Raw genomic sequence first — 20,436 nt, forward strand, 5'->3', positions numbered from 1 at the left:
CTGAAACTTCATTAGCAAAGGTGGCTCATCATAAAAATGTTCGAAGATGTTTCCAAAATTTAATAACTGCCCAGCTAAGTTGTTACAACTTAGAGAAAATACTTGCATTTTTGGAAAAATTGTGTATATTCATAGCAGGCCAAAATCTTAATGAATGTTAAGCATCAATCATAATCAGCTCGTTAACTAAAAGAAATCATCTTACCATGAGAAAAAGACACCTATTATTGTTCATTGTGTGGTTATTGAGTATAGCGACCACTATTTCCGCGCAAATCCCTCAAATCTTGACCAAAAGCTGGAGCGATGGTCAACCAACTTTCCGAAATATCTCCCAATCGAACAATGTGCGGGTGGACTCGGTAGTGAGCCTGATACCAACGCTGGGATTTAGCGAGGAACCGCCTGGATTTGAATTGATGCTTTCTGCGTTCGATTCAAATTGGACCTGGCCTCAAGAGCCAGCCGATAAGGTGAAAATCGTTGGTGCAGCGGCGATAGAACTATACTTAGACCTCAACAACGTGATTCATTATGTGGTGGCAGATCGCGAGGGGGGGAAAATTATTGATTTGATTCTCCCCCGGCCCGATCGAGCCTGGGTACTGGACGCAATCGATGGAGATCGACTTAACAACCCAGCAAGCATTCAAGTTTATAAGGAAAATGGGAATCCAGTATTCTTGATCGCTGAAGAAGGCCGACATCGAGTCATCAAATACGATCGTATTGGTGACGTAGTGAAATGGAAATTTGGGGCGCCTGCCTCAAATGAGCTTTTTTCTCCCCTGGATGCTGTGGTCATCCCTGGCACTGATCAGGTACTAATCTGCGATACTGGGAATCATCGCCTGGTTCTAGTTGATGGGGCGGGTACTATTATTAATACCTTCGGCAGTGGCATTTTAAATCGGCCAGTTGACATCGACTACAATCCGACCTCTCAGGAAGTGCTTATTACCGATCAAAATAACAATCGCGTCTTGAAATTAGACATCCGAACCAATGTGGTCACGTGGGATTATGATATCGGGTTAAATCTTCCCTCGGATGCAGATTTCTTGCCCAATGGCGACGTGCTGATCTGCGATCGAGGGAACAATCGGATGATCGAGGTGAATCTGAATCGACAAATCGTGTGGCAATTAGAGACGCCCATTCAAAATTTGAAGGATGCCGACCGATTGGGTATCGATTTGGGTCAAGAATGGGTAAATAAGCATCTGGCTATTGTCAATGGTCAGCCAGCTTTGATCGGCTACCTTTCTCATGAATTCTATTCAGCCCCGCGGTATTTGAATCGCGCTGTGAGTTTTGATCAGTTATTTTGGACTGCGAAAACTGAGCATAATACTTCCATTCAACTTCAATTCCGTACTGGGAATTCTCCCGAGCAGCTTATGTCGCCGAATAATCCATGGCGCGGCCCATCAGAGCTTGAGGCCTATTATACGACTTCGGGCAGCGAGATCAATCCGATTCACGATGGCGATGCCATTTATCAATTTAAGGCGATATTGTCCACCAGCGATCCTTTATACACCCCAGTGCTCAATAATGTCAAAGTGACTTATCGGTATTATGATACTGAAGTGACTGGCCAACTTACGAGCGGCGTGGTTCGTGACTCAAGTAACTACATCATCACCAAATGGAAATCGCTAAAATATCATACGATCTTGCCGCCTAACCCTATCAATCGGGACAAAGTTCGCATCGAAGTCACGCTTCAGGATGGCATCAGTGGCGCCCCATTACGCACATTCGTTGCCAATCCCTTCAATTCTGTCAATGAAGAACCACTCGACAACATTGCAGCGCTTCGGCTCAAGCAAAATTTTCGGATCCACGCTACTTTGAATACCAATACGACTGCGGCAACGCCAATATTGGATAGCTGGGAATTGATCTGGGAATCAACCCCATTAACAAAAGCAAACATCGATTTCGTTAAATTGATCAATCAAGAGTTTCGGCCAACCTCCTATTATCGCGTCCCAATTTCAGGGCAGGACTATATCGATTATGTTAATGTCCGTCTGGTAGATCCGAATTTGGTGCCGATCCAGTCAGCTATCACTCTCAGGATCTCTTCGTTGCAAACCAGGGATTCTGAGCAGGTAACTTTAAGTTTGAGGCCAGAAGGCTGGTACCTGATGGATACCAGCATTCCAGCGGCCATAGCCGATACAGTAAAAATCAATGATAGAATTTTGCAGGTTCAGGATAGAGATCGATTGGTTGTGACATACATTGATCCCATGAATCCCTCTGACCAAGCGTCCGACACCGCTTTGATTGTTCAAAACACTGAGGGAATCGTCCAATTTCTCATTCGCGATGTCGAGGGGTTGATTAAGATTCGAGATGATTATTATACCAAGATCGATTCGGCAGCCATTGGCGATACAATTTTTGTCTACTTTACAGGAGAGCGCGATCGAGATTTGTCATCTGATCAAGACAAATTTTCTATCGTCGTATTCGATTTTGAAACTGCAGATAAAGAAACGCTAAATGTGTTAGAAATTCCTGATAGTCTATCGCGATACCAAACAGGAAATTTTCTCTCTGAAGGGCTTCCATTGGTGTTAGGACGAACTCCGATATTTAGTGATGGCTTGCTCCAGACATTTGCAGGGAGTCGCATCAGCCTCACTTATGAAGAAACCATTTCCAAAATTCCCATCATTAAAGTTTACGACAAACATCCACCCATCCCAATTGAACCGTATGCTGGGCTTCGATCGCTTGACTTTGATATTGCGCCCAATCCATATTATGAGGATCGCCACAATTTATTACGGATTCGAGTGGCCTCATCAGTGGGGGATTTAATAGTGGAAAAGATAGAAATTTTCAATTTTGCTGGACAAAAGATCACTGAGATTGCTGGCTCAAGCTTAAAGTTTTATTATGCCTATCCGATACCAGCAGAGCAATTTAGCTATGCAGACAATTGGTGGGATTTGCGGGATCAAAATTCTGTGCCAATTAGTAGCGGCACTTATTGGGTTAAAGTATCGGGAAATACGGTAAACAGTAATCGGAGTTTTTCTCATATCAAAAAGCTGGTAATTGTTAGATGAATCGAATAATGAACACACTCACCATGGACCTATCATATGATAAAGAATATTACCTCAGTTGAGGCAGCCGGACAAGATGGCAGCCATCATCCTATAAAATACGTGAAAATCATTTTGCTGCTCGTGGTGCCGTTGCTTGCGTTCTCTGGATATGCGCAACAAAGTCAGGGCATCGGAAAATATGGGGCATCATTCCTCCAAATCAGCCCCACTGCTCGCCAAGTTGGCATGGGAGAGGCGTTCACTGGCTTGGCCGATGATATCGGTTTGCTTCGATATAATATCGGCGGTTTAGGCTATATCAAAAACCCCATGTTGGGGATCCATTTCCACAATTGGATCGATGATACGCAGCAAGGTGCTATGGGACTGGCGCTCCCTACGCTTTATGGCATTTTCGGTTTTGAGCTGGATTATTTTAACGAAGGAACGGTTACAGAATTCGATCCCAATTTCAATCGCTCGGGTGCGGAAATCAGCAGCAATGATTTCGTTCTCACTTTGGGATATGGCTCATTTGTTAATATTTTCAAACGCCCGGTATCGTTCGGTGGCGCCTTGAAAGTCGTACGTCAGAACTTGGCAGATCAAATGGCTACCGCGGTCGGATTAGATCTCGGCGTATTAGTGAGAACCAAATATATCTCCTATGGGGCGTTGGTTCAGAATCTGGAACTGACGAAATTAGAGTTTTTAAAAAAGAAGGACAACTTGCCTGAGACGTATCGGGCAGGTATCGGGCTGCATTTCCCGATTGTCGACAATGTCAAAGCAAATACAGGGTGCGATGTCGCCTGGCTGGTCGATCAGAAAGTGAGAGCCTATGTGGGCGGTGAAATTGTGTTCAGCGATTTGATTGCGGTCCGTGGCGGGTACAAAATCCACGAATTTGAGGCCAGCCGCTGGTCGGCTGGCTTGGGGCTTATTATTCCGATGAGCTGGTTTTATGGTTCCCAGACCCAATTGGATTATTCCTATAGCCCATTGGATGTTTTTGATGCCGCGGCGCACCGATTCTCTTTAGTTTTTGCCTTTGGTCGAGCTGCCGGGTTGGAAGCACCAAGGGTCACTATCACGCCCCAAGACCAAAGGGAGATTGCACGACTGAAAGAGCAACTCAAAAAAGAGGTGGAGGCGGCAGAAAAAGCGCGACTTTCGGCGGAAGAGGCAGAACGCCGAGCCAAAGCCCTCGAAGATGAAATGCAGAAACGGTTTAAACGGATTCAGGAAATTGTCGAGTCTAGCAAGGGTAAATTGGAATTGGTCACCCCAACCGTTCCAAAATATGGAGACAGCATTCTGGTCTCCATGCGCATCAATTTCGATTTCGATAAAGCGGACATTAGACCAGATGAATATGGGACCATGCATAAAGTGGCCGAAATCTTGAACACCTATCCAGAGAGCAAGGTCCATATCTCTGGCCACACCGATTTCATCGGTTCAGATGAATACAACATTCGACTATCCCAGCGCCGGGTAAACAGCGTGATCAATTTCTTGACAACGCGCGAAAAAATTTCTTATGATCGGTTCTTCATGCCCATCGGTTATGGCGAAATGAGGCCGGTGGATACCAATACCACTCCCGAAGGCCGGTTCCGAAATCGTCGCGTCGATTTTCTCATATACACTGCACCCACCGCTCCAGCTGTCCCTGAGGGCTCTGCCATCCAGGGGGTGGAGATCGTCGATGCGAAAACAGTGAAAATCGTGTGCAATGGCCGCGTGAAGTTCGTCGATGAGCTCATGGACAATCCAGATCGTATTGTAGTGGATTTCCCAGGTATTTTCCTACTGGACGATCGCTCGGTTTATGAATTGAATATGGGCCCATTTATTCGCGCGCGGCTCGGTTATCACCCAGAGGATCGTTTCTCTCGGGTGGTGATCGATCTGAGAAATCGCATCAACTATACGATTGAGACGGAAAACAATCTGATTTATATCAAACAATTGTAACGTGATGATGATACCGTCGCACTTGTAGGTGCGATAATTACTGATCGAAAAATAAAACCCAATCAATGATCACAGACCATGGTTCATTGGTTGGGTTTTCTATTTTGGTCCCGCTGAGTTGACTCCAAAATTAATAACCGCAATCTAAATTCAGCATAAAAGCTGTAAGCGCTGGGAGCAAATTGAGAGCTAATCAGGATTCAGAGCAGAATAAAACGGATCACTGCTATCAATGGGCAATTCCACCTTGCAGCCGAGCCGATTGGCTTTATAGATGGCGGTAAGCACCTGAAGCGAGCGCCGAATTTCAGCGACATGAATAGCAGGCTGCCGCTTGTTGATCACGGCATTGACGAAGTCTTCGACCAATCGACGATGGCTGGCAGGTTCGAACTGATAGTTTTTGCTTGCCAAAAATTGCTTCACCCGTTGCTCATGGTGAGCATCTACCGAATAGAACTGCCAGGGCTGATAAGCCACCCCGTACGGATCGTCTGGAGAGATAGCTTCCAAATCGGTCCCCACAATTTCCAGATGGCTGCGTTGCCGATGGGCGGTCACTGTAGCATTAATAGCTCCAAACCCCCCATTTTTAAACCGCAAGATCGCAGCACCAGTGTCTTCAATTTCAATTTGATACTTCATCGCTGCAACTTCAGCGATCACAGTGCTGATGTCCCCTAAAACATAAATCAGCGCATCCAACCCATGGCATGCCAGCGTAAAAATGATCCCACCGCCAGACCGGTTCCAGGTATTCCGCCAAGGCACATCAAAATATTCCTGGGTTCGATGCCAAAACAAATTGTTTGTGGCATATACAATTTTGCCGAACAATCCATGCTCATGCAAATCTTTGAGTTGTTGGATACCTGTTCCAAACCGCCATTGAAACGCCCCACCAAAGCATAATCCAGTTTGATTCACCAACGTTTCAATTTTATCTAGTTGAGCCAAATTCAATACCACTGGTTTCTCGCAAAGCACATGCTTCCCGACGCTCAAACTATCGACAATCTGCTGAAAATGATCGCCCGGGGGAGAGCAAATGCTGATAATATGGATGTCTTCACGCTTCAGCAAGTTCTCATAGCGATTAGTAGCAATAGGCGCGTTGAATTGCTCAGCCCGAGAGCTTGCTCGCTCAAGATCTACATCGGAGAAAGCTATGACTGACACACGATCTTTTAGTCGCGCAAACGATTCACCATGTGCTTCAGAAATTCCACCTGCTCCAATAATTCCGACCCCAAGTTTTTCCATTTAACGATCCTTTCTCACTTCGATTTTTGCCAATTGTTCAGTAAATTGAATAATCGCCCCATGATCCATCTCTCCCTTGCCATCGAGGATAAGAGCGGATAAGATTTGTTTCATGATGCTGGTGAGCGGCAAGGGAACTTGTAATTGTGCGGCGGTGGCTAAAGCATTAGCGAGATCCTTGTCATGCAATTTGATTTTGAAACCTGGCTTGAAGTTGCGATTTACAATCATTGGGATTTTGGCATCCATCACACGGCTACCAGCCAATCCCCCAGATATCGCCTGGTATAATTTATCTGGATCCAGCCCTGCTTTTTGGGCAAGAACGAACGCTTCTCCCAGCGCTGCCAAATTGATCGCGACAATGATTTGATTGGCCAATTTAGCGAAGCCCCCAGCTCCTACATCGCCGACGCGAACAATAGTCTTGCCCATTGCTTCGAATATTGGCCGACAGCGATGGAATATTTCCTCTTTTCCGCCGACCATGATGGCCAATGTCCCCTGAATCGCCCCAGGTTCGCCGCCGCTCACTGGTGCATCTAAAAATTCCACACCCAGCTTTGCGGCTTCGGCCGCCAAACGCTGCGATACCAACGGCTCAATAGAGCTCATGTCGATGATAATCTGCCCTGGATTCGCACCTTCCAAAATCCCTGATTCTCCCAATACAACTGCCTCCACATCATCTGAATTGGGGAGCATGGTGATTATTACATCAGAACGCTGGGCAATTTCTCTGGCAGACCGAGCTGATTGCGCCCCATCTCGAGCCAGTTCATCAATGGCTGGTCTGCTGCGGTTAAACACCACCAAGGTATAACCAGCTTTCATCAGATTCCGTGCCATAGGCTTGCCCATAATACCAAGCCCGATGAAACCAATTTTAGGCTTGTTCTCAATCATTCGCTTCTCACCTCCGTATATCTTCAGTTTGAAATGAACAGCGATCGAGATCTCATAACTCTCAATTGATATTTATCTCCACACTTTTAATCAGCTCATATTCATAAAATTTCAACTCGTCTCTCTGTCGGTTGCTGCGCTGCCATCTTTGAATTTAATTTCAGCCAGAAAGAGGATGATGTCGAAAAAGATGGCATCATTTATCACCTCAGAAGTTTGCTTTATTTTCTGATAGGACAATATTTAGTTTTTCTTCTCCAAAAATCAAGTTGCAAATATAAAAAAATAATTATCCAGTTGCAATAAAAACCTGGTTTCATCTGCCAATTTTATCAAGATTAAAATTGCCTCCCATTTCATCTTAAATCGCCCCTGTTGTCTCCACAACGGTGTTAAATGAGAAGTAAATGATTTGCGGGTCATACATAAAAAAATGTTGTATTTTGTCTGAAAATTTTGTAAATATAGCTTTCGGTGTTGGCGATGATTTGACCCTTGATAAAAAGAAAGATGGTCTTGGTCAAATCTGTCCTTGTTTGCTGAAAATTTTTGTGGACAAAAAGAAACTAATCGATCCAGATTACGTTTATTCTGAGCGATTTGGTATTCAGAACTCGATCGATTTTCTGAATACTGAAGCATCGCTATCTTTACGCGAAGCGAATCATGGTTTGAACTCGGTGAAAATCATGCCGAAGATTGTTCACATGATAATGGGACATTATTTGAGTTGAACCTATTTTATCATAGCTGAAGAATGCAGGCTTTCTAAAGCTGGCATTAAAAAATTCTCATCCATCGCCTGGATGAATATTTCTTCAGGAGATCTTGGAATGGCAGATTTAAAGAAAATAAAAAGGCTGTTTTGGCGCGAAGCAGAGGAGCAATCAGTTACTTCTTCCCCTAAAGAAGTTGACATCTTAGCGCCGATTCCGATGCAAGAGGAAGTTCCAAAATCAGCTCCGGCGAGCGATTCAGAATTTTATGGTGCAATCGAGAAAGCGATCGCGAGCGCCATGCCTGCCGAATTTGCTGAGTTTTACAATCAAATGTCGGTGATCAACGAAAAATTTCCCAATCTGGACAAGGCGACGCGCTATCAACTGGCATTTCATGCCGCGCAGACAGCGCTAAAGACCCGCAACCAACAGTTAACGCCAGCCATCTTATCGAAATCGTTAGACAGCTTAACCCGGACTTTAGAAACAGAAAAACAGGAGTTCGAAGCAGCAAATGAGCAGAGTTATCGGGATAACTATCGAAAGGTAGAGCAGAAAGTACAACAGATGAGCCAAGGCATCAAGGAGCGGGAGAGTCGTTTGCAAATCCTGCAACAGGAAATCGAAGCGTTTCTTGCTGCGAAGAATGCCGAAAAGAAAAAGCTGGAGGACGAGCGGATGCAAATGATCTCGCAGCGGATCATCGCTGAAAGCGAGATGAATCAGCTCAAGCAGAAGAAGGCCGAGCGAGAGAACCTCTTTAATGCTGCGTTAGAGGCGCATCGTCAACGACTTCAAGAGCTCAAAATTGAATTGGAAGAAAATTTGAAACAGATCAAATAGTCTGGAGGATTGAAAATGACTGATATGCCTACATTGCCTGGTGCTGATAAAGTAACGACATTTTTATCGAAAAAGCAAAAGGCTTGGGGTAACTTCGGAGCATTGATTCTTCTTGCATTGCTCGGAGTTGGCTTTTATGCGGCCGCGCCCTACTTGATTCAGCTTGTGAATTGGGGGATAACCTTAGTGGGTAAGACCATTCTGCTGGGAATTTTGGTCGTGCTGGCCGCGATTCTCTGGTTCTTATTCACCAGTAAAAAATTTTGGGCGATCCTCTGGTATTGGAGGGCAAAATTTTATCGTTGGTTCACCTCGCTGATGATCAAATCCAACCCCCTGGATATAATCTATGCCTACGTGAATGAGTATCTCAGCGAAAAGCTCAACACGATCCGTAGCGCCGCGGATCACGTCTACGGCATCCGCAACGAGATCAAAAATAATATCGACAATTATCGGGCTCAAATCAATGAGCGGATTCAGCAGGCGGAGGCACTCAAGAGCCGTTTCTACAAAGATGGACAATGGACCAATGAGGAAAAGCGCTTTCAATTTCAAAAGATCAGCAGTGAAGCGGGTATGTTGCAGACGAATTTGACCAAATCCGAGAAGCGGCTCGAACGCGCTGAAAAGTATTGCCAGATCATGAAGAAAATGCAGCAGGCGTTCGAATTCTACCGAGATAAAACCAAGTTCTTCGCTGACACGCTTTCCGCCGATTATCGCGAGGCGCAGGCCATGGCGAAAGCAACCGAAGCCACTTCCAGCGTGCTGGGCGGCGATGCTCGGGTTGATATCTACGAACAATCCGTTAAATACGTCCAAAATCAGATCGCGCTCTTTACTGGTCAGGTGGATCGTTTCATGCAGGTAGCCCCCCAATTCATGGCAGAGTCAGAGATCCACGACATGGTCAGTGAAGATGCCATGATGAAAACTTTGGAACAATGGGATAAAGCCACCGACCAGTTGATGGAACAGGCTGAGAATATCGGCAAAGCAGGGCAGGCGTTATCCGCCGGAGACACCAGCCAAGCTGTGGCAATCGTCACCAGTGGAGAGAAAAAGCAATTGATTCCAATTGAAACTGGGGCTTCAGAATCAGAAGGCAAAAAGAAATATCGCTGGTAATAATAGCCCTCTGGATTCCGATGATCTTTCAGAGCAATTTTTTGACAATCACAGCCGCTTTTCAACTGTTAGATCTGCCCAGCGCAGGTGGATGACTGGTCTCTTTTAGGTTTGGATCATTCAATCGTGAATTTAATAACACATTATTGTTGGCAAGACAGGTAAGGAGGGACAAAATGGCTGATCAATTTAGCGCAAGAGAGAGCAAAGGGGGATTAACGCCGTTCGCCAAAATACTTATCGGCCTAATTATCGTTGCAATTGTTGGCTATATCGGCTGGAAATTTCTTCCTGGCGAAGTTGGTATTGGCGGAAAAGAACTGCGAGTTCACCTCGTGACCTACTCTGGCATGGCGCCTGGACCTTATTTCAATAATGGGATGTCGCCCAATCCCGAATCGCGGTACCTAAAGGAATATGGATTGAAAGTTAAATTCACGGTCATCGATGTGATTCCAGACGCCATTCAAGCCTGGAAGGCGGGCAAGCTGGATATCATCGTGCTGACAGTGGATTCCTATCCGATTGGTCTCCAGGAATTACTATCCTTCAATCCTCGGATCTTTTATCTGACTGACAAGTCCCAGGGCGCCGATGTGATCATTGCAACAGCCGAGGTTCGTTCGATGAGCGATCTGGCTGGAAGAAAGGTTGGCTATGTACCAGGTACTCCCTCTCAATGGTTTCTATTGAATATGCTTAAAGCAGCAGGAATGACGATGAAGGACGTTCAAGGGATCGAGTTCATGGAGGTGCCGCAGGTATTCAAAGCGTTCGAGACCGGCCAACTTGATGCCGCCGTAGGATGGTCACCAGATGATATTGGGGTTCGCAACAGGGTTCCTGGAGCTCATGTGCTGAAGAGCACGAAAGAGGCCTCTGAGATGCTATTTGGCATCATGTTCACCAGCCAAGATCTAATTGACAAGCGACCCAAGGATCTCAAGGCGTTCCTCGAAGGTTGGATGAAAGCAGCCGCGGAGCTTAATACCAGCCCTACCGCCCGAGCTGCTGCTGCAAAAATCATGACTGCGGGATATAGCGGCACAACTGAAGATTATTGGTTGGAAACGTTCAACAACGTCCGATTTGCCACTTATGGGGATAATGTGGCATTCTTTAGTCTCAATCCCAGTTATAAAGGGGTGACCGCAGAGATGGTTTATGACGAAGCCTGCAAGGTCTATCAGGAGCTTGGCTTTGCTTCGCCCAATCTGCCGCGCTGGCGAGCTGTCTCTAACGTCAGCATCCTTAATTCGATCTCACTGGTCGGTCCAGAACATCTTGCGCAGGCGCCAGCAACTTTTGCTCCACCATCTCCTGGGATGTTAACCCAACCAGCAGTTGCGACAAAGATCGTTCGCATTAATTTTGATTTCGATTCAGCTGTACTGCGTCCAGCAGAACAATTAAAGCTCAAAAACGAGTACGGCCAGATCGTGGCGATGAATCGAAACTCTCGATTTCGAATCATAGGGCATACGGATAATGTCGGTGATCGGGATTATAACATCCGGCTCTCAAAGGCAAGAGCTCGGGCGATTGTCAATTTTTTGGTGGAAACTTATGGACTCAGCCCAAATCAATTCATTTATGATGGCAAAGGACCAGATCAACCGATCGCCACGAACGAAACCGAGGAGGGACGCGCATTAAATCGTAGGGCTGAGTGCTCGCTATTATAAGGACCTGGCTTCAAGAGCTCGATAAAAATTGACCAGCTTGTGAAGCAATTCATTTGCTGGTCTCTGATTTTAAGAAATCTGATTGCGAAGCAAAATGGTCTTTCAAAATTATCCTTTTTAGAAATCAATTCTGGTTCATTCTGACTCAACGGTTTCAGTTGCTTGTTTAGAAACCCACGACTTGAGGAGACGCTCGTGTCAGGACTTTTCGAATTACGTGGTAGTTTGCCTAAGGCCGCTCGGATTCAGATTGGATTAATCGGTCTGGTGGGAATCATCGCGCTCTGGTGGCTGGCCGTGACGGTGAAAATTTTCAACCCGAAGATCCTTCCCTCCCCGTTCGCCATTGTTGCCTGCTTGCCTGAACTGGTGGTAAGGGATCAGATGTTTCGTCATTTATCACTGACCATCTTCATGAACGCGATGAGCTGGTTAGAGGGGGCGGCCATCGCACTCCCCATTGGTTTCGTGATCGGCCTGTTCCCTCTCTTTGGCGCGCTGTTCGGTGGGTACATTCAGGCAACGCGCTATATTCCGCTAACTGCCACAATTGTGCTGTTCATGGCAGCCTTTGGCATTTATCTTTTCATGAAGGTCCAATTCCTCACATTCGCCATTCTGGTCTATTTGATTACAGCCGTCGTTTTCCGCGTTCAGGAAATTCCTCAGGTCTATGTTGATGCAGTGAAAACATTAGGTGCCAACAAATGGCAGATTATCAAAACAGTATTCATCCCCCAGGTGCTCTCTCGCGTTTCAACTGACTTCATCAATATCGTAGCCATTAGCTGGACTTATGCGATCTACGTTGAATTGATCAATAAGCAAGAAGGGGGAATTGGTGCCTTAATCTACAACCTCTATTTTCGGCAGCACGAGGCTGAGAAACTCTACGCCCTAATTTTGATCATGGTAGCCGTCGGATTTCTCTTCGACCAGATATTGCGCTGGGTCGATCGAAAAGCTTTTCCGTTCAAATATGCTTAGGGAGTCCAGAATGGCTGAATTTTTTATCAATACAAATCTGCCTGACATTATCGAGCTTCAGGACATCTGCACCAGTTTTGATGGTGGAAGGACCTTTATCATCAAAGATTTCAATTTGCTTATTGAGGATATTCCTGATAGTGGTGAGTTTGTTGTGCTCCTGGGCAAATCAGGCTGCGGCAAAACCACGATTTTGAAATATATTGCAGGTTTAACCAAGCCCACTTCTGGGAGAGTCTTAATTCACGGCAGAGATCGGTTACAAGAAGTGCCGATCTCAATGGTTTTTCAAGAGCCATCGGCATTGGAGCATTACACGGTGCTCAAAAATGTCATGCTGCCGCTGCTTTATCGGGGTGTCCCCGAATGGGAGGCTGCCGACCGAGCGATGAACATGATCAAAGCGGTGGGATTGGACGGTCATGAACATAAGTACGCTAAATTTGGCAAGCTATCGGGCGGGCAACTCCAGCGAGTGGTGATTGCCAGAAGCCTCATCGCCAATCCCGGAATTGTTCTCATGGACGAGCCAAATCGCGGCCTCGATAACGACACTGCCCTTCAGATCGATCTCTTGGTGGCAAATCTCTGGGAACAGTTGCAATCCACCATCATCTTGGTTACTCATGATATCGAGCAGGCGGTATTTTTGGGAACCAAAATTTATATCATGGGGGGAAGACCTGCCAAAATCATTCAGAGCTTCAATGTCAATTTGCCATTTCCTCGAACGCGCGACACGCGGCGCACTAAGCAATTTTTGGATCTAAAAAACGAAGTCGAAGACTTCATGTATGGGTTATAATTTGATAGGATTGTCTCTTTGGGAGCTACCCGATCAAAACATCGAATCTGATTCTTAGCTAATCTATCGATTCAGTTCTCAAATAATCCAACCATGCGATGTTTCGCTGAGACCGCTCTTTCCAATGAATTCGCCACCAGAATTTTCTAATGAAAGTTTCAGCAACAGAAAACCGAAAAATGACGCAAGAAAAAATCGAAAAAGCCCTTGTGAAAAAAGCTTGCCTTCCCAAGGGCTTCTATAAATTTTTGAACCGAATGGGCTATTTCATCGCGTTTGGCTGCAATTTATAATTTGCAGGGATTTCAAATTGACTCGCTTCAATTGAAACAACTTCAGCGCTCACAAGTTCATCGCTGATTTCCAAAAGTACATTCGCGCTTGATTCTGATTTTTCAGATTTAGCTACCTTTTTGCTAATCCCCTTTAATAGCCCACCGACCGAGGTTGGGATCTCAGCGCTTTTCTTTTCAGGTTCCGTTCCAGATGAAGGTGTTGCCTGGGTTCTGGTCTCATAAACTGTATGAGTTCGTACTGGCACGCCCGACAATTTCTTGCTCTCCTCTTGTAGCTTTTTCATCGCATCAGCCAACTGAGGATAACTCTGGTTAAGTTGCCGCATCATCTGTTCCAAGCCGCCCTTATCTGGCATCATCCCCAATTTCTCCGCGAATTTTAAATAAAAATTCTCGATCTCTTTTTGCCCATCGATCGATTTCACCATCCAATTTGAAGAAGAAACGATCAGGTCACCTTGCGCCGTTTGAGCTGCTCCCTCTTGTTTTGCTGGCTGTGTTGTCTTGCTGGTGACCAAAATATTGATAATGACCTTTTCAGCAGGCTGTCCAACGATCACTTCGGTCTCGCCAGGCTTCGTGACATTCACCTTGAAATCCCATTCTACCTCGGCGTGCTCCCTCTGGGCTTTCTCCCGATCCGATTTCATTTGTTCCAGAGTTCGAGCCATCATTTGCCGAAATTCCTCAAAGGTCATCTGAGTGAACTTCTTGTCCTTATGATCGAGAGTGATAAAGAGCTCTTTATCTAAGTCAATGATCTGAGAGCTTATCATTCGCCCCTTATCATCTATGTTGTCTGATCGAAAGACGTTGCCCTTGTAATATTCTACCGTCCGCATCGGCTTGTCAGCGCCAAAAATCCTCATAATTGTGCCAAGCGTCCCTTTAAAATCCATTTTGGTCACGGACTCTCGTTTGACATCAGCCTGGGCAGCCAGAGTTAAGCTCAGTAGTGTTAGGAACAAGATCGCAAATACGATTTTTATTCTACTCATATTTTCTTCTCCTCTGTTGATGAATGTGATAACACATTTGATTTTCACTTCAGTGGTTTAAAATGTCTTATATTAACCTGCTTTCAGTTCAATTGTTCCCATATTTGGCAATTGAGATAAAAAGTTGTTGAATTTTATCAGTAGATTTAGTAAATACTATAAAACGATTGAGGGCAGTATTCGATGATGAAAATTAGGTTCTGTACAGCAATCCTTCTCATAGCATCATGGACTCCTATCTCGATGAGCCAGCATCAGAGTTGCTCGACGCTATCTCGAACTATCTGGGATGATCACCAACAATTTTACGCTCTGGACAATATTGGCCAGCTCGCATTGGGACTCGGCGTCGGGGCCTTTTATGCTAATACGAGTTTCGATACCGAGATTCAAAATCTCTATCATGATTATATTCGAAGTTCGGCGACAGATCAAATCTCAAAAGTTGCAAAACAATTTGGCAATGGCAAAATTACGGTGCCCCTTTACTTAGCAACAGCAAGCATGATCTTTATTTTTCCGAGAAACAAGCTGATGAACAAAATTTCAGATTGGGGGCAGGAATGTTCCAGGGCCCTGATTCTTGGCGCGCCATTAGTTTTAGGATTGCAACTGGGGACTGGTGCTTCTCGACCTTATGAGAATAATGGTTCTAAATGGCATCCCTTCAAAGATAACAATGGGGTGAGTGGACATTGCTTTATGGGCGCTTTGCCATTTTTGGTGGCTGCTCGACACACCAACCTTCAATTGATCAAAATCCCTCTGTACCTGGGATCAACGCTCACCGGCCTATCGCGCATCAATGATAATCAGCATTATTTCTCCCAGGCTTTTTTAGGATGGTGGATCGCCTGGCTTGCGACCAATTCCATAAAATCAACTGCTATTCACTTCGTTCCCAGTACATCTGGGGTCAGCATCTTGCTCGCTTTATGAATATCTGACCATCTCGTTTTCAACAAAGCCTGAGCGCTGATCGAATGATTAAGGTGTCAAAGCTTCATAAAATTTCCATTAGTTATTTTTGTGCAAATCATTCATTTCAAAGTCAAGTGAGACATCCTGATGGGCCATATTACTTACTCTAAAAATCATTTGGTTCCCTTGATTGATCGGCTAAACAAATATCCCATTGGCCTGGTAGATAACGAGCTCCTTCGGGAGATCCTTTCGCTTCTATTTACCGAACAAGAAGCCTATGTGGGTTCAAAGTTCCCTTTGATGGAAACAACCCTCCCCGAACTGTGCCAGCGAACCGGAATGAATCCAGATGAACTATTGCCAATCTTGGAATCCATGGCCGACAAAGGCCTGATCATGGATATGCCCTACGAGAATACCACCTATTATTTGCTGATGCCTGGGGTGATTGGGTTCATTGAATTCAGTTTCATGAAGCATCGCGTCGATTTGCCAGTGGAACGACTGGCGAAATTAATGACAGAATATTTTCATCAGGACCCGAAGCACGGCATGGCAAAAGAATTCTTCGGTAGCTCCACCCAACTGACGCGATCTTTGGTCTACGAAGAGCATATCCCAGTAACCAGCGTGGTTACCCCTTACGAGAGCGCCAGGGAGATTATCAAGCAATCTGAGTTTGGAGCAGCAGGATTGTGTTATTGTCGCCATAAGCGGCATCATGAGGGGCTCGAATGCAAAAAAGGGGCGCCCATGGAGGAAATCTGTATTTCACTGGGCAACGGTGCCAAGTTTCTTTCGCGACGAGGTTTTGCCGTGCCAAAGAGTAAAAAACAATTATTAGCAATCATCGATCGGGCGCATGAACTGAAGCTCACTCATGTGACCGATAATATCCGCAACCGACCGACTTTCATCTGCAATTGCTGCGGCTGCTGTTGCGAGATCATGGCTGGTGTACAGATGGGCTATTACGATGGCGTAGCCAAAACCAGCTATATCGCGCTGATTGATCCCCAGCGATGCGACTATTGTGGGGCGTGTTTTTCAGCTTGTAATGTTAAGGCCATCGGTCGTGATCGTTCAGCAACGAAAAAAGTGAGCCAAGTTAACAGTCTTATTTGTCTCGGTTGTGGCGCCTGCATCTCTTCCTGCCCAAACCAAGCCATTGCGCTAATCCCCCGGCAAAATATGGCAATTCCACCACGCACAAAACGAGATCTATTCAAACAAATCTTAATCGAAAAGGGACGTCTCAAACCTTACCTCTGGGAATTGGCCAAAAGAAAGCTAAGAAAATTGTGGTTTAGAGACCAGGGTTAACGGCAAGCATTCAATCAACTTCGCTTTTTATAATTGAGTCAAATAAGAACTTTTAAAGAGATCCCCGCATTCGCAGGAATGACACGGCCTAATTCAAGTTCGAATTCTGCCCCAGAAACCAGTTTGGTTCGTGTTCACTTTCCAATGTCGCCGCTACCTGGGCAATTTTTAGGATTCAGGTTCCCAAATATCAATAGACATTTTATTGATTTTTTAGCGCACAAGCTTCAGTATTCGAAGCCTCTTTCTTGAAGACTTTTAGTTTCCTTGCCGAATCTCCGACAACCGCTGATGAATTTCGCTGCGGGTGTCATTAACCAGCGTGATGAAAATGCGAAAGCTATCATCGGCCATAAGCTTCTCTGCAATGAGATGCTGGAATGCCTTCTCACGCAAATCTTTCAATCTGGCAATTGCCAGACGACAAGCATGTTCGTCATCAAAATCATCAATCTGGACCTGAATGTCTAATACTTGTTTATAATAATCGTCGATCCTGTTTTTCTTGCGCCGCTGACTCCATCGCGACAGGGCTACGATGCCACTGACCAATGCAAGGAAAATTGAAAATATCACCCCGATCAATTCGGCATATCGTTCATAAAAGCTCGGCTTGTCCCGCTCAAGATAATGTCGTGCGCCAGGATGTAGTGGAAAACGAAGCTTCAACGGATCAAATTGTTCGGAGATTTGACTCAGCAGTTTATTGTCCAGATCCATGACAAGGTGCTGTTTGCGGTTTAAAATTGTTTCAATGACCTCGTGCACCACTTCGGGATCCATATCTTTTCGAGTGAGCAAAACCGCATCGATGGCGACGGTCAAGATCGGATGCTCTGGGAGATTGGAATAAATATTTTTGGGAATAATGAGTGGCTTGGCCAAGGGATATTTAAGGCAGAACCCATCCGCTTCTGATCCCTTCCCTGCCAAATCTGGATCGCCAAGGCTAAAAATTTTTCCGCCCCGTTCCATGCTTTTCTGCACCCGAGGATTATCGAAGCCAGTTACCATACAGCAAAGATCCACCGAATCCGACAAGACGTTTTCATCGAAATTCACATGCCGAGCTTGGTATTCATAGGGACCAATCCCAAATTCCTGAAATACCTTTTTTGTCAACCTTGCCTCGCCGCTCCCTTCAGGTCCCATGGTGACTGTTCGGCCACGGATCAAGGCGGCGAGCGAATTGTCGTTCGGTTTCAGATTTTCTTTGTAAAAAATGAACAATATTTCAGGGAATAGCGGGATGATGCTTTGCAAATTGTTGAAGTTATTGCTGCTTTCGCCAGCCACGGGAATAAGCGTAACGTCGTTTTGAGAAATTGCGAAATCCACTTTTAATCGTGAGAGAATTCGACAATTATTCTGAGCATTCAGCGGCAGCGTATCCCCATCGACAACTACAGGCTTTGTCACAGCCTCGATTTTGATGCGACTATAATTTGAAACGACTTCAGCGAGATTTTTGCCGATTCGGTAGTAGGAAGTCCCAGGTGGACCTGAAGCCAAGAGGTAAATTCGCCGATGTTTTTCACAGCCAGTCTGAAATATTGTCACGAGCGCAAGAAGAATTACGAAGAAAAAACGATCAGATTTGATCTGCATATTCACCCCTTAAAGTCTCGGTTGGCGAATTGAATTTAACAAGTTTCGCAGCTTAATATTAAGCAGTTGCAATAATATAAGCTAATAATTCGATATTTGCAAGCTCAGAAATTCTTTAATGAGAACAATTGAAAGGGCGAATGGCATTGTCTCAGGATGATCTCACCGAAACTTAAGAATAGCTCACTATTCTGGACGGTCAAATCATGTATTTGGTCGATGGTGACATCATAATGACAAAATCAAAAAAAATGTTGCTTTTTTCAAAAATTGCTATTATCATTGAATTGAACAATAATTAGCAGTTCCATTTCCCATGGCTTTCGAGCTCTCTGCAATCCAAAGATAACGAGGTGATTCGCGATGGGAATAACAATTTATTATCGCGGTTCAATTGAAGATTTGTCCCTCATTGAGCCGATTCAAAACGAGATCATGGCTTATTGTCAATCGATGAACTGGAACTATCAGCTCTGGAACTTGAATTTGAGCAAGCCCTTTAATGCACGTTTGGTTCACGAGCCAAAGGGGATTAAAATTCAAGGACATATTCCGCTCAGGGGAGTTTCGATTTTTAGCGATCCTAAAAATGAAGTTTTGGATGTAATGTTCAACCCCGAGGGACGGTTATCCAGTTTTATGCAAGAAATTATGATCCACGACGGTTCTCTCACCTGGGATCAGGCATGGTTATTTGTAAAGACCCAATATGGCTCAGTAGATGCGCATATTGGGATCATCAAATTGCTGCAACTTCTCAAACAATCTTATATCCCCAATTTAGAGGTCCATGATGAGGGACAATATTGGGAAACTGCAAATCGAGAGCGTCTTATGGCATTACGCGGTTATATCTTTGGCAAAATGAACCAACTGCAGAAGGCACTTTCATCGATTCAATTCGATCATGAGCCAAGTGAAGAGGAGGTACTTCGAAAAATCAATAGCATAATAAAAAAAATAATGAGAAAAAGGCCGGGCTAAAACCTGTTGCTGTCGTTTAATCGGGCTGAGCTTGCGAAAAACCGCAATACAAGGTCCTTGATCATTCAGCTAAACCCGCCAAAAACGCATAACCAGGTCCTTGAAATCTTTTGTTGGAATTATCTCAAGAATGGGAAGCAATCAGTAGGACTTTTTTAAATCAAATTTTTGTGGAAGACTCTACGGAATAACCGATTATTCAATTCAAATCCCAACCTCTTTGGGGTTAATGAATGATCAGCCCGGTAGTTTGTTCATTGTTCGCTTTCGTAGCGCATAAAAGTGAACAGCAGATCAGCCAATCGGTTGAAAAACACAATGATATGTCGATTGAAAGGTTGCTGGCGATAATAACTCCACAATCTTCGTTCTGCGCGACGACAAACTGTTCGCGCTAAATTCAAGAATGCGGCCGAGGGTTTGATCGCTGGTACAATAAAATGGTTAAGCGGCGCTAACGATGCATCAAACTCATCGATCAAAGATTCAATATATTCGATGTCAGCCTGGCTAACCCGTTTGGTCAACATTTTAATGCCTTGATCATCCGCGGCCAGCTCAGCATTAATATCATGGCAATAGTCCTGAAGCTTGCTCAGCACATCGAAAATTTTTGCGCTGACATCTGTTGTTTTAACGACCGATATCACGGCACAGAGTTCATCAATAGTGCCGTAAGCTTCAACTCTGGGAGAATCTTTCTCGATACGAGAGCCCCCAAATAGTCCTGTTGTCCCAGCATCACCAGTTCGAGTATAGACATCTGCTTTTTTTCGTGACATGATACAGGCTCCTTGATTAAATTTCTGCTATTAACTTGGCTATACAAAATAAGTTCCATATCATGCCCTGACAAATTTTGGCTATCTCGGTTGACCATTTTTTGAATAGATTTCAACAAATTTTATTGATG

General features: G+C 44.9%; 15 protein-coding genes. 10 read left to right on the forward strand and 5 right to left on the reverse strand.

What is annotated here, in order from left to right:
* The first annotated feature begins 206 nt into the window (after positions 1 to 206).
* Together ONB37_07925 and ONB37_07930 are read left to right on the forward strand one after the other, a co-directional pair.
* A complete protein-coding gene (locus tag ONB37_07925) occupies positions 207 to 3,089 on the forward strand; it encodes a hypothetical protein (protein ID MDZ7400073.1) in 2,883 nt (960 codons plus the stop codon).
* A gap of 36 nt (positions 3,090 to 3,125) precedes the next feature.
* The gene (locus tag ONB37_07930; protein MDZ7400074.1) at positions 3,126 to 5,051 is read left to right on the forward strand and encodes a PorV/PorQ family protein; all 1,926 of its coding nucleotides are present in this window, start codon (positions 3,126 to 3,128) and stop codon (positions 5,049 to 5,051) included.
* Positions 5,052 to 5,240: 189 nt separating this feature from the next.
* On the opposite strand, the gene ONB37_07935 is transcribed toward ONB37_07930, so the two are convergent.
* Together ONB37_07935 and garR are read right to left on the reverse strand one after the other, a co-directional pair.
* Positions 5,241 to 6,314 (reverse strand): Gfo/Idh/MocA family oxidoreductase, encoded by a 1,074-nt coding sequence (locus ONB37_07935; GenBank protein MDZ7400075.1) that lies wholly within the window; start codon positions 6,312 to 6,314, stop codon positions 5,241 to 5,243.
* Positions 6,315 to 7,220 (reverse strand): 2-hydroxy-3-oxopropionate reductase, encoded by a 906-nt coding sequence (gene garR, locus ONB37_07940; GenBank protein ID MDZ7400076.1) that lies wholly within the window; start codon positions 7,218 to 7,220, stop codon positions 6,315 to 6,317. It abuts the gene before it with no gap.
* An 833-nt stretch (positions 7,221 to 8,053) separates the two neighbouring features.
* Between garR and ONB37_07945 the strand changes: the two genes are divergently transcribed.
* The 5 genes from ONB37_07945 (at position 8,054) to ONB37_07965 (ending at position 13,390) form a co-directional block, all read left to right on the forward strand.
* Positions 8,054 to 8,782: a hypothetical protein gene (locus ONB37_07945; GenBank protein ID MDZ7400077.1), complete on the forward strand. Its 729-nt coding sequence runs from the start codon at positions 8,054 to 8,056 to the stop codon at positions 8,780 to 8,782.
* 15 nt (positions 8,783 to 8,797) lie between these two features.
* Positions 8,798 to 9,913: a hypothetical protein gene (locus ONB37_07950; protein MDZ7400078.1), complete on the forward strand. Its 1,116-nt coding sequence runs from the start codon at positions 8,798 to 8,800 to the stop codon at positions 9,911 to 9,913.
* Positions 9,914 to 10,089: 176 nt separating this feature from the next.
* On the forward strand, positions 10,090 to 11,598 hold the full coding sequence (locus ONB37_07955) for a phosphate ABC transporter substrate-binding/OmpA family protein (protein ID MDZ7400079.1): 1,509 nt from the start codon (positions 10,090 to 10,092) through the stop codon (positions 11,596 to 11,598).
* A 195-nt stretch (positions 11,599 to 11,793) separates the two neighbouring features.
* Positions 11,794 to 12,585 carry an ABC transporter permease subunit gene (locus ONB37_07960; GenBank protein ID MDZ7400080.1) on the forward strand — a complete coding sequence of 264 codons (792 nt, stop codon included), beginning with the start codon at positions 11,794 to 11,796 and terminating at the stop codon, positions 12,583 to 12,585.
* A gap of 10 nt (positions 12,586 to 12,595) precedes the next feature.
* A complete protein-coding gene (locus tag ONB37_07965) occupies positions 12,596 to 13,390 on the forward strand; it encodes an ABC transporter ATP-binding protein (GenBank protein MDZ7400081.1) in 795 nt (264 codons plus the stop codon).
* A gap of 262 nt (positions 13,391 to 13,652) precedes the next feature.
* Here the strand turns inward: ONB37_07965 and ONB37_07970 are convergent, their stop codons facing one another.
* Positions 13,653 to 14,684 (reverse strand): hypothetical protein, encoded by a 1,032-nt coding sequence (locus ONB37_07970; GenBank protein MDZ7400082.1) that lies wholly within the window; start codon positions 14,682 to 14,684, stop codon positions 13,653 to 13,655.
* A gap of 243 nt (positions 14,685 to 14,927) precedes the next feature.
* Here ONB37_07970 and ONB37_07975 point away from each other — a divergent pair, with 243 nt between their 5' ends.
* Positions 14,928 to 15,623 carry a phosphatase PAP2 family protein gene (locus tag ONB37_07975; protein MDZ7400083.1) on the forward strand — a complete coding sequence of 232 codons (696 nt, stop codon included), beginning with the start codon at positions 14,928 to 14,930 and terminating at the stop codon, positions 15,621 to 15,623.
* A gap of 129 nt (positions 15,624 to 15,752) precedes the next feature.
* Positions 15,753 to 16,931 (forward strand): 4Fe-4S binding protein, encoded by a 1,179-nt coding sequence (locus ONB37_07980; protein MDZ7400084.1) that lies wholly within the window; start codon positions 15,753 to 15,755, stop codon positions 16,929 to 16,931.
* A gap of 258 nt (positions 16,932 to 17,189) precedes the next feature.
* Here ONB37_07980 and ONB37_07985 read toward each other — a convergent pair whose 3' ends face one another.
* Positions 17,190 to 18,539, reverse strand: coding sequence for a TAXI family TRAP transporter solute-binding subunit (locus ONB37_07985; GenBank protein MDZ7400085.1), 1,350 nt, complete (start codon positions 18,537 to 18,539; stop codon positions 17,190 to 17,192).
* Positions 18,540 to 18,902: 363 nt separating this feature from the next.
* Here ONB37_07985 and ONB37_07990 point away from each other — a divergent pair, with 363 nt between their 5' ends.
* Complete coding sequence (locus ONB37_07990; protein ID MDZ7400086.1) at positions 18,903 to 19,523, forward strand: hypothetical protein; 621 nt, start codon at positions 18,903 to 18,905, stop codon at positions 19,521 to 19,523.
* Between the two features lie 254 nt (positions 19,524 to 19,777).
* Here the strand turns inward: ONB37_07990 and ONB37_07995 are convergent, their stop codons facing one another.
* Positions 19,778 to 20,305, reverse strand: a complete 528-nt coding sequence (locus ONB37_07995) for a cob(I)yrinic acid a,c-diamide adenosyltransferase (GenBank protein MDZ7400087.1) — start codon at positions 20,303 to 20,305, stop codon at positions 19,778 to 19,780.
* Between the last annotated feature and the right edge of the window lie 131 nt (positions 20,306 to 20,436).

Source organism: candidate division KSB1 bacterium (genome assembly GCA_034506395.1).
Lineage (GTDB): Bacteria > Zhuqueibacterota > Zhuqueibacteria > Thermofontimicrobiales > Thermofontimicrobiaceae > Thermofontimicrobium.